The 15266-nt window shown below is 69.5% G+C and carries 14 protein-coding genes; 12 read left to right on the plus strand and 2 right to left on the minus strand.

All coding sequences use genetic code 11. The features are described 5' to 3' along the window. Window positions 1–40: 40 nt before the first annotated feature. Complete coding sequence (locus OID54_RS26820; protein ID WP_329023558.1) at window positions 41–1204, plus strand: cysteine desulfurase family protein; 1164 nt, start codon at window positions 41–43, stop codon at window positions 1202–1204. Between the two features lie 48 nt (window positions 1205–1252). Here OID54_RS26820 and OID54_RS26825 read toward each other — a convergent pair whose 3' ends face one another. Further along, window positions 1253–1948: an N-acetylmuramoyl-L-alanine amidase gene (locus OID54_RS26825; RefSeq protein WP_329023559.1), complete on the minus strand. Its 696-nt coding sequence runs from the start codon at window positions 1946–1948 to the stop codon at window positions 1253–1255. A gap of 60 nt (window positions 1949–2008) precedes the next feature. Between OID54_RS26825 and mnmA the strand changes: the two genes are divergently transcribed. Next, on the plus strand, window positions 2009–3133 hold the full coding sequence (gene mnmA, locus OID54_RS26830) for a tRNA 2-thiouridine(34) synthase MnmA (protein WP_329023560.1): 1125 nt from the start codon (window positions 2009–2011) through the stop codon (window positions 3131–3133). A gap of 75 nt (window positions 3134–3208) precedes the next feature. Here the strand turns inward: mnmA and OID54_RS26835 are convergent, their stop codons facing one another. After that, window positions 3209–4006, minus strand: a complete 798-nt coding sequence (locus OID54_RS26835) for an alpha/beta fold hydrolase (RefSeq protein ID WP_329023561.1) — start codon at window positions 4004–4006, stop codon at window positions 3209–3211. A gap of 155 nt (window positions 4007–4161) precedes the next feature. Between OID54_RS26835 and OID54_RS26840 the strand changes: the two genes are divergently transcribed. The 10 genes from OID54_RS26840 (at window position 4162) to gatB (ending at window position 15250) form a co-directional block, all read left to right on the plus strand. Next, on the plus strand, window positions 4162–4701 hold the full coding sequence (locus OID54_RS26840; protein WP_329023562.1) for a TIGR00730 family Rossman fold protein: 540 nt from the start codon (window positions 4162–4164) through the stop codon (window positions 4699–4701). Between the two features lie 28 nt (window positions 4702–4729). After that, window positions 4730–5419, plus strand: a complete 690-nt coding sequence (locus OID54_RS26845; RefSeq protein ID WP_329023563.1) for an SDR family oxidoreductase — start codon at window positions 4730–4732, stop codon at window positions 5417–5419. A gap of 147 nt (window positions 5420–5566) precedes the next feature. Then, complete coding sequence (locus OID54_RS26850) at window positions 5567–6574, plus strand: methionine synthase (RefSeq protein WP_329023564.1); 1008 nt, start codon at window positions 5567–5569, stop codon at window positions 6572–6574. 23 nt (window positions 6575–6597) lie between these two features. After that, entirely contained in the window at window positions 6598–8811 is a 2214-nt protein-coding gene (ligA, locus tag OID54_RS26855) for an NAD-dependent DNA ligase LigA (protein WP_329023566.1), read from the plus strand. Between the two features lie 316 nt (window positions 8812–9127). Then, entirely contained in the window at window positions 9128–11323 is a 2196-nt protein-coding gene (locus OID54_RS26860) for a putative bifunctional diguanylate cyclase/phosphodiesterase (protein WP_329023568.1), read from the plus strand. Between the two features lie 192 nt (window positions 11324–11515). Further along, window positions 11516–11680: a hypothetical protein gene (locus OID54_RS26865; RefSeq protein WP_329023570.1), complete on the plus strand. Its 165-nt coding sequence runs from the start codon at window positions 11516–11518 to the stop codon at window positions 11678–11680. 10 nt (window positions 11681–11690) lie between these two features. Next, window positions 11691–11987: an Asp-tRNA(Asn)/Glu-tRNA(Gln) amidotransferase subunit GatC gene (gatC, locus tag OID54_RS26870; protein ID WP_250918118.1), complete on the plus strand. Its 297-nt coding sequence runs from the start codon at window positions 11691–11693 to the stop codon at window positions 11985–11987. Between the two features lie 5 nt (window positions 11988–11992). Further along, entirely contained in the window at window positions 11993–13486 is a 1494-nt protein-coding gene (gatA, locus tag OID54_RS26875) for an Asp-tRNA(Asn)/Glu-tRNA(Gln) amidotransferase subunit GatA (RefSeq protein ID WP_329023571.1), read from the plus strand. Then, window positions 13483–13722 (plus strand): hypothetical protein, encoded by a 240-nt coding sequence (locus tag OID54_RS26880; RefSeq protein ID WP_329023573.1) that lies wholly within the window; start codon window positions 13483–13485, stop codon window positions 13720–13722. The genes gatA and OID54_RS26880 overlap by 4 nt, the downstream gene beginning before the upstream one ends. A gap of 16 nt (window positions 13723–13738) precedes the next feature. Further along, window positions 13739–15250, plus strand: a complete 1512-nt coding sequence (gene gatB, locus OID54_RS26885; RefSeq protein ID WP_329023575.1) for an Asp-tRNA(Asn)/Glu-tRNA(Gln) amidotransferase subunit GatB — start codon at window positions 13739–13741, stop codon at window positions 15248–15250. Window positions 15251–15266: the final 16 nt, after the last annotated feature.

Here is a 15266-nt window from a genome sequence, read left to right on the forward strand (position 1 = left end):
CACCAGGGCTCCACCCCGGCCTCGTAGAATCGTGGCCACCATGGCATACCTCGATCACGCTGCGACGACTCCGATGCTGCCGGAGGCCATCGACGCGATGACCGCGCAGCTCACCGTCACCGGCAATGCCTCTGCCCTGCACGGAGCGGGCCGCCGTGCCCGCCGTACGGTCGAAGAGGCCCGGGAGACGCTCGCCGAGGCACTCGGCGCCCGGCCCAGTGAGGTGGTGTTCACCTCGGGCGGTACGGAAGCGGACAATCTCGCGGTCAAGGGCCTGTACTGGCAGCGCCGGGACGCAGACCCCGCCCGGACCAGACTCCTCGCCAGCCCGGTCGAACACCACGCGGTGCTGGACGCCGTCGAGTGGCTCGGCGAGCACGAGGGGGCGAGCGTCGAGTACCTCCCGGTCGACGCCTACGGGCGGGTGCACCCCGATGCCCTGCGCGAAGCCATCGGCCGCGACCCCGACTCCGTCGCCCTCGCCACCGTGATGTGGGCGAACAACGAGATCGGCACCATCATGCCGATCAAGGAGCTCGCGGCCGTCGCCGCCGAGTTCGGCGTCCCCCTGCACTCCGACGCCGTCCAGGCGTTCGGGCAGACCGAGGTCGACTTCGCCGACTCGGGCCTCGCCGCGATGACGGTCTCCGCACACAAGATCGGCGGCCCCTACGGCATCGGTGCGCTGCTGCTCGGCCGGGAGTACACCCCGGTCCCCGTGCTCCACGGCGGCGGGCAGGAGCGGCATGTGCGGTCCGGGACGCTGGACGCCCCGGCGATCGCCTCCTTCGCCGTCGCGGGCCGGCTCGCCGCCGAACGCCACAAGGAGTTCGCCCGCGAGGTCGGCGCCCTGCGCGACGATCTGGTGCACGCCGTACGGACGGCGGTCCCGGACGCGATCCTCGGCGGCGATCCGGACGACCGGCTCCCGGCCAACGCCCACTTCACGTTCCCCGGCTGCGAGGGCGACTCCCTGCTGCTCCTGCTCGACGCCCAGGGCATCGAGTGTTCGACGGGGTCGGCGTGTACGGCGGGCGTGGCACAGCCGAGCCATGTGCTGCTCGCCACAGGCACCGATCCGGACCTCGCCCGGGGCACCCTGCGCTTCAGCCTCGGGCACACCTCCACCCGGGCCGATGTGGACGCGGTCGCCCGGGCGATCGGGCCCGCGGTGGAACGGGCCCGTACGGCGGGTCTCAGCTGAACCTCACGCTCGGGCGGCCAGGGTCGCCGCCGTCCTCGACGGCGACCGTCACACGGCCTTGCCGTCGGCCTTCGGTGCCGTCCGGGCGCGCTTGACCAGGTCGATGTACCGGTCCCAGTCCCAGTGCGGCCCGGGGTCCGTGTGGTCCGTGCCCGGCACCTCCACATGGCCGATGATGTGCTCGCGGTCCACCGGCAGGTCGTAGCGCGCGCAGATGCCGGCCGTCAGCTTCGCCGAACTGCGGTACATCGCGTCCGTGAAGTCCTGCGGGCGGTCCACGAAGCCTTCGTGCTCGATGCCTATGCTCCGCTCGTTGAAATCCCGGTTGCCGGCGTGGAAGGCCACATCGAGCTCCCGGATCATCTGGGCGACATGACCGTCCTTGCGCACGACGTAGTGCGTGGCCGCGCCGTGGCCCGGGTTCTTGAAGACCTGTAGAGCGGTGGGGTAGCTCCCCTGGACGACATGGATGATCACACGGTCGATGCGGTAGTCGTCGGGGCGGTCCGCCAGCCGCCAGTTTGCCCGGGACGCCGCCGTCCACTCCGCCCCGGGGTGGTCCAGCTCACCCTCCTTGCGCGGCTTGGTCATCCCCGGCACCTGCCACCACAGCCGCCTCAGCTCGTCCTGCGCCAGCCATCCGCCGCCGCCCAGCACCGCGGCCACACCACCGATGAGCATGCCCCGTCTGCCGATCCTGGGCCGGGCCGCCTTGCGTCTACCACGTTGTGCATCGCTCCCCATGAGCTGTTCAACGTATATCCGCGACTCCCCGGTTCCCGGGGCCCGTACCCTGGTAGGGCTATGACTCAGACATCCCAGCGCCCCCTTCGTGTCCTCGCCGCCATGTCGGGCGGAGTGGACTCCGCCGTTGCCGCCGCCCGCGCCGCCGAGGCCGGACACGATGTGACGGGAGTGCACCTGGCCCTCTCCGCGAACCCGCAGTCCTTCCGTACGGGTGCGCGCGGCTGTTGCACCATCGAGGACTCGCGCGACGCCCGCCGCGCCGCGGACATCATCGGCATCCCCTTCTACGTGTGGGATCTCGCCGAACGCTTCCGCGAGGACGTGGTCGAGGACTTCATCGCCGAGTACGAGGCCGGCCGCACCCCGAACCCCTGTCTGCGCTGCAATGAGAAGATCAAGTTCGCGGCGCTGCTGGACAAGGCGCTCGCCCTCGGCTTCGACGCGGTCTGCACCGGCCACTACGCGACGGTCGTGCTGGCGGCGGACGGCAGCCGCGAACTGCACCGGGCCAGCGACATGGCCAAGGACCAGTCGTACGTCCTCGGTGTGCTCGACGAGCGCCAGCTCGCCCATGCGATGTTCCCGCTGGGGGACACCCTCACCACCAAGGGCGAGATCCGGGCGGAGGCGGAGCGGCGCGGTCTCGCGGTCGCCAAGAAGCCGGACAGCCATGACATCTGCTTCATCGCCGACGGTGATACGCAGGGCTTCCTCGCGGGACGCCTCGGCACGGCAGAGGGCGACATCCTCGATGAGTCCGGCGCCAAGCTCGGCACCCACGACGGCGCCTTCGGCTTCACGATCGGCCAGCGCAAGGGCCTGCGGATCGGGCACCCCGCGCCCGACGGCAAGCCGCGCTATGTCCTGGACATCTCCCCGGTGAACAACACCGTGACGGTCGGGCCCGCCGAGGCCCTCGACGTCACCGAGCTCACGGCCATCAGGCCGCGCTGGTGCGGAGCCGCTCCCAGCGGACCGGGTACGTACACCGCCCAGCTGCGTGCCCACGGCGGCGAGACCGAGGTGACGGCCTCACTCGACGGCGAAGAGCTGACGGTCCACTTCACCGAGCCGGTGCGCGGAGTCGCGCCAGGTCAGGCGATCGTGCTGTACGACGGCACCCGCGTGGTCGGCTCGGCGACGATCTCCTCGACCCGGAAGGCGTCGGTCTCGCTGGCCTGAGCCCTGGTCCCAGCGGCACGACGGCCCAGGGCGGCGGCGGACGGCCCGCCGCCGTGCGAGGGGAACACCGGTCGCTCAGGTCGTGAAGAAGTCCTCCAGCACCGGGGCCAGTACATGTGGGGCCACCTCATGGGTCTGGCCGGTCAGCGTGCGGTGTCTGCCCCGGGGCAGGGCCCGGGAGACCAGGGCGGCTGCCTCCCGCATCCAGGGCGGGCTGGCGCCGCCGTCCACCACCATCACCCGGATGCCGACGGCCTTCAGCAGGGCGGTCGGTACCGTGCCGTTCCCCATCACCTGATGGTCGTGGGGCAGGGTGTGGGCGACCGCTTCCAACCCGGACCACAGGGGGGCCCGACGCATGTTCGCGATGGTCTCGGACGGCATGCCCGCCTCGGTGAGGAAGACGGCGAGGGCCTCTCCCCGCTCGTCCCTCGCCAGCAGTTCGTCCAGGAGCGCCACATAGGGGGCCGGTTTCTGGTCCGCGCGGGCGGCCGGGCTGTACGGCGGTTCGTACACCGAGAGCTGGGTGATGGGCAGCCCGGCCGCGGCGGCTCGCAAGGCCAGTCCGCCGCCGGACGACGTGCCGTGGACGCAGACGTCGGTGCCCGACTCCTCGATCACCGCGGCGAGATCCTCGACCTCGCGCTCCACGGCGTACCGACCACCGGCGCCGCTCGCGCCCCTGCCGCGGCGGTCGTAGGTGACGACGGTGAAGTGCGGAGCGAGGAGTTCGGCGAGCGGGGCGTCCGTCGCTCCGGTGCACAGGGCGCCGCCGACCAGGATCAGGGGCGGGCCCTCGCCGCGCTGTTCGTAGGCGATCGGGGTGCCGTCCCGGGAGTGGACCTTGCCCAGCGTCGGGCTCGTCTTCTTCATGAGAGGTCTGACCGTCGGCCGTGGGACAACTCATCGCTCGGGTACGAGATTTTCTTGCGGCAAATTCCATTGAAATATGAAAAGTTTACGCATCACCTAAGTAGGGGGAGTTGAAGCACTCCCGGCACCTTCGTCGCGCCCCCTACGGTGGGCCCATGGACATCTGCGTATTCCTCTCCGCCGCCGACCTCGACGAGCGCTACACGCGCCCGGCCCGTGAGTTCGCCGAACTCCTCGGCAAAGGGGGCCACACCCTGGTCTGGGGCGGCTCCGAGACGGGGCTGATGAAGGTCGTCGCCGACGGAGTGCGGGAGACGGGCGGACGCCTGGTCGGGATCTCGGTCGAGTTCCTGCACACCCTGGCCCGCGCCGACGTCGACGAGATGGTGATCGCCAAGGACCTCGCCGAACGCAAGGCGCTGCTCCTCGCCAAGGCCGACGCCGTCGTGATCATGGTGGGGGGCACCGGGACGCTCGACGAGGCCACCGAGATCCTGGAACTGAAGAAGCACGGCCACCACACCAAACCGGTCGTCCTGCTCAACACCGCCGGCTTCTACGACGGACTTAAGGCCCAGTTCCGGCGGATGGACGCCGAGGGATTCCTCCCGCTGCCCCTCACCGATCTCGTCTTCTTCGCCGAGGACGGGGTGTCCGCCCTCGCCTACCTGGAGGAATCGGCCGGCGTGCAGTAGCCCGCGAGGAGGGTGCGAGCATGTCCGCATGGCTACCCATCTGATCACCGGCGCGGGCTCGGGCATCGGCGCGGCCGTCACCCGCAGGCTCCACGCACGCGGCGACGACCTCATCCTGCTGGCGCGCGACGCCGGGCGCGCCAAGGAACTCGCCGCCGCCCACCCCGGAGCGCGCACGCTCGTCGCCGATCTGGCCGACCCCGACCGGATCTCCTGGGCCTTCTCCCACCAGCCGATGCCGGACCGGCTCGACTCGTTGGTGCACGTCGCAGGCATCGTCGACCTCGGCCCGATCGCCGAGATGCGGCCGAAGACCTGGCACCAGCAGCTCAACGCCAATCTGATCTCCCCCGCCGAGCTGACCCGGCTCCTCCTGCCCCAGCTGCGCGTGTCCCGCGGGCACGTCGTCTTCATCAACTCCGGCGCCGGACTGAGGGCGAACGCCCAGTGGGGCGTGTACGCCGCCTCCAAGCACGGGCTCAAGGCTCTCGCCGACTCCCTGCGCCAGGAGGAGCACGAACACGGAGTACGGGTCACCTCCGTCTATCCGGGCCGCACCGCCAGCCCCATGCAGGCCAAGGTGCACTCCCAGGAGGGCAAGGAGTACGACCCGTCCCAGTGGATCGACCCGGAGTCGGTCGCAACGACCGTCGTGACGGCGATCGACCTGCCGCGGGACGCCGAGATCACCGATCTGAGCGTGCGCCCGGGGAGCTGAGACCTGAGATCACCGATTTGAGCGTGCGCCCGGGGAGCTGAGACCCCGAGCGAGGTCCGTTCCACCGCGGGCGGCCCTCGATGGGAGGGGGTGCTCGACCACCCGGGCGGGCACCGGTGCCCATCGCCTGGGACGTACCCTTCCCGGGTGAGCGAGAAGAGCGAGAAGCACGAGTTCAGCTGGGGTCCTGCCACGGGTGTCGGATCCATGCCCGGGACGGACGCCCGCGAGGCCGCGAAGACCGTCACCGGTTCCTTCGAAGCCTTCCCCCACCTGCCCGAACTGCCCGCCCGCGGGCCCGGCGCCGACATGATCGGGCGCACCATCGGACTGCTCGTCGAGTTGTACGGGCACGTCGAGCCCAGCGGCTGGCGGATCAGCGACCGGCCCGGACGGGAAACCCGGCGCGCCCGCTCCTGGCTCGGCGAGGACCTCGATGCCCTGGAGGAGCACACCCAGGGGTACGAAGGACCGCTGAAGGTCCAGGTGGTGGGCCCCTGGACGCTCGCCGCAGCACTGGAGCTGCGCAACGGCGAATCCACGCTCTCCGACCCCGGCGCCTGCCGGGACCTCGCCGCCTCCCTCGCTGAGGGGCTGCGCACCCACCTCGCCGAGGTGCGCCGCCGCGTGCCGGGCGCCGATGTGGTGCTCCAACTCGACGAGCCGTCGCTGACCGCCGTACTGCGGGGGCAGGTCCGGTCCGCCAGCGGCTACCGCACCCATCGCGCCGTCGACCGCCAACTCGTCGAGTCCACCCTGCGCGACCTGATCGCGGACGAAACGGTGGTCGTGCACTCCTGCGCCGCCGACGTCCCCTTCGCCCTGCTTCGGCGCGCTGGAGCCGCCGGCCTCTCCTTCGACTTCGGGCTCTTGACTGAGCGTGACGAGGAGCCACTGGGTGAGGCCGTCGAAGGCGGCACCAAGCTGTTCGTCGGAGTCGTACCGCCCACCGACGCCGGATTGTCAGACCCGGGCGGTAGCGTCATGGGTGTTCGGACACTGTGGCGCAGGTTGGGGCTGAACCCGGGGACTCTAGCCCAGTCCCTGGTGGTCACTCCCGCATGCGGTCTCGCCGGCGCATCCCCGGCTTACGCACGGGAGGCGCTCGCCCACTGCGTCCGTGCCGCGAGATCACTCGCAGATAACCCTGAGTAATGGGTGTTGGGAATCGGGAGGACATGACGGTGGCTGGCGAAGAGCAGACGGGACTGCCGGCGGAGGCGTCGGCGGAGCTGCCGGTACAGGCGCGCGAGCGGCACGCCGAACTCTCCGAGCAGATCGAGGAGCACCGCTTCCGGTACTACGTGAAGGACCAGCCCGTCGTCAGCGATGGCGAGTTCGACACCTTGTTGCGCTCCTTGGAGGCGCTCGAAGAGGAGTACCCGGCGCTGCGCACGCCCGATTCGCCCACCCAGAAGGTCGCCGGGCACTACGAGACGGACCTGACCAAGGTCGAGCACCGGGAGCGGATGCTCTCCCTGGACAACGCCTTCGACGAGGCGGAGCTGGCCGCATGGGCCGAGCGGGTGGAGCGGGAAGTGGGGAGCAAGAACTTCCACTTCCTCTGCGAGCTCAAGATCGACGGGCTCGCCGTGAACCTCACGTACGAGAAGGGCAGACTCACCCGGGCGGCGACCCGTGGGGACGGCCGCACCGGTGAGGACATCACACCGAACATCCGCACCATCACGGACATTCCGGAGCGGTTGCAGGGCGAGCGCATCCCCGATCTTGTGGAGATCCGCGGCGAGGTCTTCTTCCCGATGGACGAGTTCCTTGAGCTGAACGCCCGCCGGGTCGCAGCCGGTGAACAGCCCTACGCCAACCCGCGCAACTCGGCCTCCGGATCGCTGCGTCAGAAGGACCCCAGGGTCACCGCGACTCTTCCGCTGCACATGGTGGTCCATGGCATCGGTGCCCGACAGGGCTTCGACATCGACTGCCTCTCCCACGCCTACGACCTGCTGCGCGAGTGGGGTCTGCCCACGGCCCGGCACAACAAGGTCGTGGACTCCCTCGACGGGGTCCGTGAGTTCATCGCCCACTTCGGCGAGAACCGCCACTCCATGGAGCACGAGATCGACGGCGTGGTCGTCAAGCTCGACGAGATCCCCCTTCAGGGTCGGCTCGGCTCCACCGCGCGGGCGCCGCGTTGGGCCATCGCCTGGAAGTACGCGCCGGAAGAGGTCAACACCAAGCTCGTCAACATCCGCGTCGGCGTCGGTCGCACGGGCCGGGTCACCCCGTACGCCCAGGTGGAGCCGGTCAAGGTGGCCGGGTCCGAGGTGGAGTTCGCCACTTTGCACAACCAGGAAGTGGTCAAGGCCAAGGGCGTCCTCATCGGTGACACGGTGGTCCTGCGCAAGGCGGGCGATGTCATTCCGGAGATCCTCGGCCCCGTGGTCGATCTGCGGGACGGCAGTGAGCGGGAGTTCGTCATGCCCGCAGAGTGCCCCGAGTGCGGCACCGCCCTGAAGCCGATGAAGGAGGGCGATGTCGATCTGCGCTGTCCCAACGCCCGCTCCTGCCCGGCCCAGTTGCGCGAGCGGCTGTTCTACCTCGCCGGCCGCAAGTGCCTCGACATCGAACACTTCGGCTATGTCGCCGCCGCCGCACTGACCAAGCCGCTGGAGCCGGGTATCCCGCCGCTCCAGGACGAGGGCGACCTCTTCTCCTTGGAGGCCGATCAACTGCTGCCCATCAAGGCGTACGTCCTCGACCAGGACAGCGGCCTGCCCAAGCGGGACCCGCAGACGGGTGAGGAGAAGGTCGTCACGGTCTTCGCCAACCAGAAGGGCGAGTTGAAGAAGAACGCCGTCGGGATGCTGGAGAACATCGCGGCGGCCAAGGAGCGTCCGCTCGCCCGGGTGCTCACGGGGCTGTCCATCCGCCATGTGGGTCCGGTGGCCGCCGAGGCACTCGCCCGCGAGTTCCGTTCCATCGACCGGATCAGGGAGGCGACCGAAGAACAACTGGCCGCCACCGATGGCGTCGGGGCGATCATCGCGGCTTCCCTCAAGCAGTGGTTCGCCGAACCGTGGCACGAGGAGATCCTGCGGAAGTGGGCCGCCGCTGGAGTACGGCTGGAGGAGGAGGGCGCAGGAGAGGACGAAGGCCCCCGCCCGCTCGAAGGTCTCACCGTGGTCGTGACCGGAACGTTGGAGCGGTATACGCGGGATGGCGCAAAAGAAGCCCTCCAGAGCCGTGGTGCAAAAGTGACTGGTTCTGTTTCTAAGAAAACTGCGTTCGTTGTGGTGGGTGACAACCCCGGTTCTAAGTACGACAAGGCCATGCAGCTGAAGGTGCCGGTTCTGGACGAGGACGGGTTTGTCATTCTGCTCGAACAAGGGCCCGAAGAGGCGCGTGAGGCCGCAGTGCCGCAAGAGGAGTGACGCAGGGGGCGTACGCGGCGTCAACGATGGGCACACCCCAAAAATGGCAAGAGGCTTATCCGACGGGAACAAGCCGTCTTTTCCTTCCGAGGAACGACGGGTACAGGTCACCCGTTCAGCGCATAGCAGATGGATAAGGGTGGTCGGGTCGCATTCGGGCAAGAGCTGTAGAGCGCTGCCCGTGAATGCGTTCCGCCACCTACTGTTGAGACGTGCGCCTGTCGTGCACGGCCGCGTGATGAGATTTCAGTCGTGGTGGCATGACAACGGGAACCATCGCGAAGCATCCGCACCGCCGGCTGTGAGAGGGACGGGAATGGAACCGACCGAGAGCGCCGCCCCGGTCTCACGGCCGCGCGGATCCACGGCCCTTGCTGGCCTGACCCCTCAACTGCCGGCCGTGGTGGTCGCCTGCGCCGCGGTGGTGCTCACCGCCGGGATAGTCGACGCCGTGCGCCACGGCCACGCCCTGTTCCCCGGCTCGACGGTGGGCTGGGCCTTCGCCGCCCTCACCGGAATCATCGTCGGGCACCTGGTGGCGCTCGGTCGCGACCGCTGGTGGGGCGGTACCGGATCCGGAGCAGCGCTCACCGTCGCCGTCCTCCTCCTCTACGGCTGGCTGCCGGCCGGGCTGGTCAGCCTGGCCGTGGTCACCCTCGTCGGTGCCGCGCGCCGCAACCGCTGGCGGCACGGCATCGTGCATGGCTCGGCCGACATCCTGGGACTGGGGGCAGCCGCGCTCGTCCTGGAGCTGTTCGGAGCCTCACCGAGCGTCAAGGACCCCTGGGAACCACTCGACTGGGGCATCGGCACCGCTCATGAAGTCGCCATCGCAGCCACCGTCTACCTCGCGGTCGCCCGACTGCTGCTGTGGTTCGTCCTCGCCCCCCAGCGCGGTGGGCTGCCCACCATCGCCCGAACGGCCCTGTTGAGGCAGGGGCTCATAGCGGTGGCGCTGCTCGGGATCGCTCCACTGATCTGTGTGGTCGCCATCGCCCGGCCCCTGCTGCTGCCGCTGTTCGCCGTACCGCTGATAGCGCTGGACTCCACCTTGTGGATAGCCCGGGCCCGAGCCGAGGAGCAACTGCGCGACCCCCTCACCGGACTGCCCAACCGGCAGTGGTTGCTGGAGCGGACCTGGAACGCCCTGGAGGACGCGGAGAACAGCGGGACGCGCGCCGCGCTCGTCCTGATCGACCTCGATCGGTTCCGCTCGGTCAATGACACGCTCGGCCATCTGGCGGGCGATCGTCTTCTGCTCCAAATAGCCCAGCGGCTGCGGCACGCCCTGCCGCGCGGCGCGGAAGCGGCCCGGCTCGGCGGCGACGAGTTCGCCGTTTTGCTGCCCACCGCGGACTCCATCACCAGCGCCCAGCGCATCGCCCGCCAACTGGCCACCGAGCTGTCCTCACCGCTCGACCTGGACGGACTCACCCTCGTCCTGGAGGCCAGCGCGGGCGTCGCCGTCTTCCCGGAGCACGCCCTGGACGCCGAGGGGCTGCTGCGCCGTGCGGACGTGGCGATGTACCAGGCCAAGCGTGACCGTACGGGCGTCGAGGTGTACGAGTCCAAGCGCGACAGCAACACCCCCGACCGGCTCGGCCTTCTGGGTGATCTCCGCAGGGCCCTCGATGCGCGCGAGGTGGAGCTGCACTACCAGCCCAAGGTCCGGTTCGACGGACACGTCGCCGGCTTGGAAGCCCTGGTGCGCTGGGTCCATCCGGACCGCGGCAGGGTGCCCCCCGACGAATTCATCGCGATCGCCGAGTCCTCCGGCCTGATGCCGCACCTGACCGAGTACGTGCTTGACACCGCCTTGGCGCAGGTCGCCGAATGGCGTGCCCAGGGGTTGGACGTGCCGGTCGCGGTCAATGTCTCCCCGCGCGACGTGCACACTCCGGGGTTCGCCGGCTCAGTCGCCGCGCGACTGGCCCGGCACGGCGTCCCCGCGGCCTCGCTCCAACTGGAGATCACCGAACACGTCCTGCTGGAAGACCCCCAGCGAGCCGCGGACACCCTCGCAGGGCTGACCGACCACGGGGTGAAGATGTCCCTGGACGACTTCGGCACCGGGTACTCGTCCCTGGTACACCTGCGTCGCCTCCCCGTCAGCGAGCTGAAGATCGACCGCTCGTTCGTGGCCCGGCTGGCGGTGGACAACGAGGACGCAGAGATCGTCCGTTGCACCGTGGACCTCGCGCACTCCCTTGGACTGCTGGTCGTCGCGGAAGGCGTCGAGGACGACGAGACCTGGGAGCGGCTGCGGGATCTGGGGTGCGACGCCGTGCAGGGCTGGCTGGTCGCCGCGGCCATGCCTCCGCAGGAGGCCACCGCCTGGTTGCGGGCCCGCGGCGAGCGGGGTTGGCAGCGCCATGTGGAATCCGCTGCCGCGGCACTGCCGGCCATCCCGCCCGCTCCCACCGCGGCTGCCTCGGCACCCACGGCGCCGCCCGCCGCCGCCACGGCTCCCCTTCCGGCACCCGTCGACAACCCCGGCCAGGTGGTCCCCTGAACCGGCGGCACGAGCCGTAGCCGTGCTCGCGCAAGCCCCCTTCCGTACCCCCTGTCCGGGGCGTACGCCACCGGTGGCCGAGCCCCCGTGCCGTTTGATCCGGTCCCTCGTCCACGGCGCCGTCCCGGCCGCAGGCGCGGGGCGGCGGGCTGATGGGTAGCTCCCTGCGGGTACGGACCCCGCCTGCTTCCGGTGACGAGCAGCAACGAGAGCAGCGACAAGAGCAGCTATGAGGGCCGTAACGAGGACAACGACGACACTGACGACAGCGGTGAGAGGGGCGAGCGGGAGAACCGTTTCGTGGTCACCCGCCCCTGCCCCATAGGATTGGGCCAAACCACACTCACTCACCCCTGAGGATCGCTGCATGCCTGGCATTACGCGCGAGGAGGTCGCCCACCTCGCCCGGCTGGCGCGTCTGGAGCTTTCCGGCGAGGAACTCGACCACTTCGCCGGTCAGCTCGGCGACATCATCGGCGCGGTCGCCCGCGTCGCCGAGGTCGCCGATCAAGACGTACCCCCGACCTCCCATCCATTGCCGCTGACCAACGTCATGCGCGCGGACGAGGTCCGTCCCTCGCTCACCCCCGAGCAGGCGCTCTCCGGCGCTCCTGCCCAGGAGCAGCAGCGTTTCAAGGTGCCGCAGATCCTGGGGGAGGACTAATCACGATGTCGGACATCATCAAGCTCACCGCGGCCGAGATCGCCGCGAAGATCGCCGCCGGCGAACTCACGGCCGTCGAGGTCACCGAGGCCCATCTGGCTCGGATCGACGCCATCGACGAGAAGGTGCACGCCTTCCTCCATGTGGATCGCGAGGGCGCCCTCGCCCAGGCGCGCGCCGTCGACGCCAAGCGGGCGGCCGGTCAGGAACTCGGCCCGCTCGCCGGTGTCCCGCTCGCACTGAAGGACATCTTCACCACCAAGGGCATCCCCACGACGGTCGGATCCAAGATCCTCGAAGGCTGGATCCCTCCGTACGACGCCACCTTGACGCGCAAGCTCAAGGAGGCCGACGTCGTCATCCTCGGCAAGACCAACATGGACGAGTTCGCCATGGGGTCCTCCACCGAGAACAGCGCCTACGGCCCCACCGGCAACCCCTGGGACCTGACGCGTATCCCCGGCGGCTCCGGGGGCGGCTCCAGCGCCGCCCTCGCCTCCTACGAGGCACCGTTGGCCATCGGCACGGACACTGGCGGCTCCATCCGCCAGCCCGCTGCCGTCACCGGCACGGTCGGCGTCAAGCCCACCTACGGCGGAGTCTCCCGCTACGGCATGGTGGCCTTCTCCTCCTCCCTCGACCAGGGTGGTCCCTGTGCCCGCACGGTGCTGGACGCCGCTCTGCTGCACGAGGTCATCGCCGGGCACGACCCGCTGGACTCCACCTCCATCGACGCTCCGGTTCCGCCGGTCGTCGAAGCGGCGCGCAACGGCAGCGTGGCGGGGATGCGGGTCGGCGTGGTCCAGCAGTTCCGCGGCGAGGGCTACCAGGCCGGCGTGGTGCAGCGGTTCGACGAGTCGGTCGAACTGCTGAAGTCGCTGGGTGCGGAGATCGTCGAGCTGGACTGCCCCTCGTTCGACCTGGCGCTTTCCGCCTACTACCTCATCGCGCCGTCCGAGTGTTCGTCGAACCTCGCCCGGTTCGACGCGATGCGCTACGGCCTGCGCGTGGGTGACGACGGTACGAAGTCGGCCGAGGACGTCACCGCGCTGACCCGCGAGGCCGGTTTCGGCGACGAGGTCAAGCGCCGGATCATCCTCGGTACATACGCGCTGAGCTCCGGCTACTACGACGCGTACTACGGCAGCGCCCAGAAGGTCCGGACGCTGATCAAGCAGGAGTTCGACCAGGCGTTCGAGCAGGTCGACGTGATCGTCTCGCCGACCACTCCGACCACGGCGTTCCCCATCGGTGAGCGCGCGGACGACCCGATGGCGATGTACCTTGCCGACCTGTGCACCATTCCGACCAACCTGGCCGGCAACGCGGCAATGTCGCTTCCCTGCGGGCTGGCGCCGGAGGACAACCTCCCGGTCGGACTACAGATCATCGCCCCGGCCATGAAGGACGACCGGCTGTACAAGGTCGGCGCCGCCGTCGAAGCGGCCTTCGTGGAAAGGTGGGGGCATCCGCTGCTTGAGGAGGCACCGTCGCTGTGAGTGCACTGACCAAGGCCAAGGGCTTCAAGAAGTCGAAGACCGGGACGTACCTGTCGATCGGGACCACCGCATTCGGTGCGGTGAGCGTGCTCAAGCAGGCGAAGAAGGCCCGCAGCGAGCACGACACGCTCCGGCTGCTCGACGCCGCGATCTCCGCCGCCGCCATCGTCACCGGCGTCGCCCTGCTGCTGCGCGAGCTCAAGCGCATCGGCGACGACGACGTCCTGTTCGGCTGAGAGGGAAAGTTTCACCGTGACCGTCACTGAACTGGTGTCGTACGAGGCCGCTCTTGCCGAGTACGACCCCGTCATGGGCCTTGAGGTCCATGTCGAGCTGGGTACGCGGACGAAGATGTTCTGCGGCTGCTCCACCGAGTTGGGCGCCGAGCCCAACTCGCAGACCTGCCCCACCTGCCTCGGCCTGCCTGGCTCGCTCCCGGTCGTCAATGCGATCGGCATCGAGTCCGCCATCAAGATCGGCCTCGCGCTCCACTGCGAGATCGCAGAATGGTGCCGATTCGCCCGGAAGAACTACTTCTATCCTGACATGCCGAAGAACTTCCAGACCTCCCAGTACGACGAGCCGATCGCCTTCAACGGCTATCTGGACGTCCAGCTGGAGGACGGCGAGGTCTTCCGGGTGGAGATCGAGCGCGCCCATATGGAGGAGGACACCGGCAAGTCGACCCACGTCGGCGGTGCCACCGGCCGCATCCACGGCGCGTCCCACTCGCTGCTCGACTACAACCGGGCCGGCATCCCGCTCATCGAGATCGTCACCAAGCCCATCGAGGGCGCAGGCGAGCGGGCACCCGAGGTCGCCAAGGCGTACGTCGCCGAGCTCCGCGAGCTCATCAGGGCGCTCGAAGTTTCCGAGGCCCGGATGGACAAGGGCCAGATGCGCTGCGACGTGAACCTCTCCCTGCGCCCCAACGGCACCCAGACGTTCGGCACCCGCAGCGAGACGAAGAATGTCAACTCGCTCCGGAGCGTGGAGCGCGCGGCCCGGTTCGAGATCCAGCGGCACGCCGCCGTACTGGGAGCCGGCGGGACGATCGTCCAGGAGACCCGTCACTTCCACGAGGAGGACGGCTCCACCACCTCCGGACGGATCAAGGACAACGCCGAGGACTACCGGTACTTCCCGGAGCCCGACCTCGTCCCCGTTGCTCCGCCCCGTGAGTGGGTGGAGGAGTTGCGCGCGGGTCTGCCCGAGTTGCCGCGTCTGCGCCGCAAGCGGCTGCGCGAGGACTGGGGCGTCTCCGAGCACGACATGCAGTCGATCCTCAACGCCGGTGCGGTGGACCTGATCGTCGCGACCATCGAGGCCGGTGCCCCGTCCGACCAGGCCCGCAAGTGGTGGATGGGCGAGCTCGCGCGGAACGCCAATGAGTCCGGTCGGGCTCTGGACGAACTGCCGATCACCCCGGAGCAGGTCGCCCGGGTGACCGCGCTGGTCGCCGCCGGCGATCTCAACGACAAGCTGGCCCGGCAGGTCATCGAGGGCGTCCTCGCAGGTGAGGGCGGTCCGGACACCGTCGTGGAGAAGCGCGGACTGAAGGTCGTCTCCGACGATGGCGCCCTGGGCACCGCAGTCGACGAGGCGATCGCCTCGAACGCAGCCGTCGCGGACAAGATCCGCGGTGGGAAGGTGGCTGCCGTGGGCGCCCTGGTGGGTGCGGTCATGAAGGCCACGCGGGGTCAGGCGGACGCCGCACGCGTCAAGGAACTGATCCTGGAGAGGCTCGGGGTCAGCGAAGGCTGAGCCCCGGCGGTCTCGT

This window comes from Streptomyces sp. NBC_00690 (assembly GCF_036226685.1).
Lineage (GTDB): Bacteria > Actinomycetota > Actinomycetes > Streptomycetales > Streptomycetaceae > Streptomyces.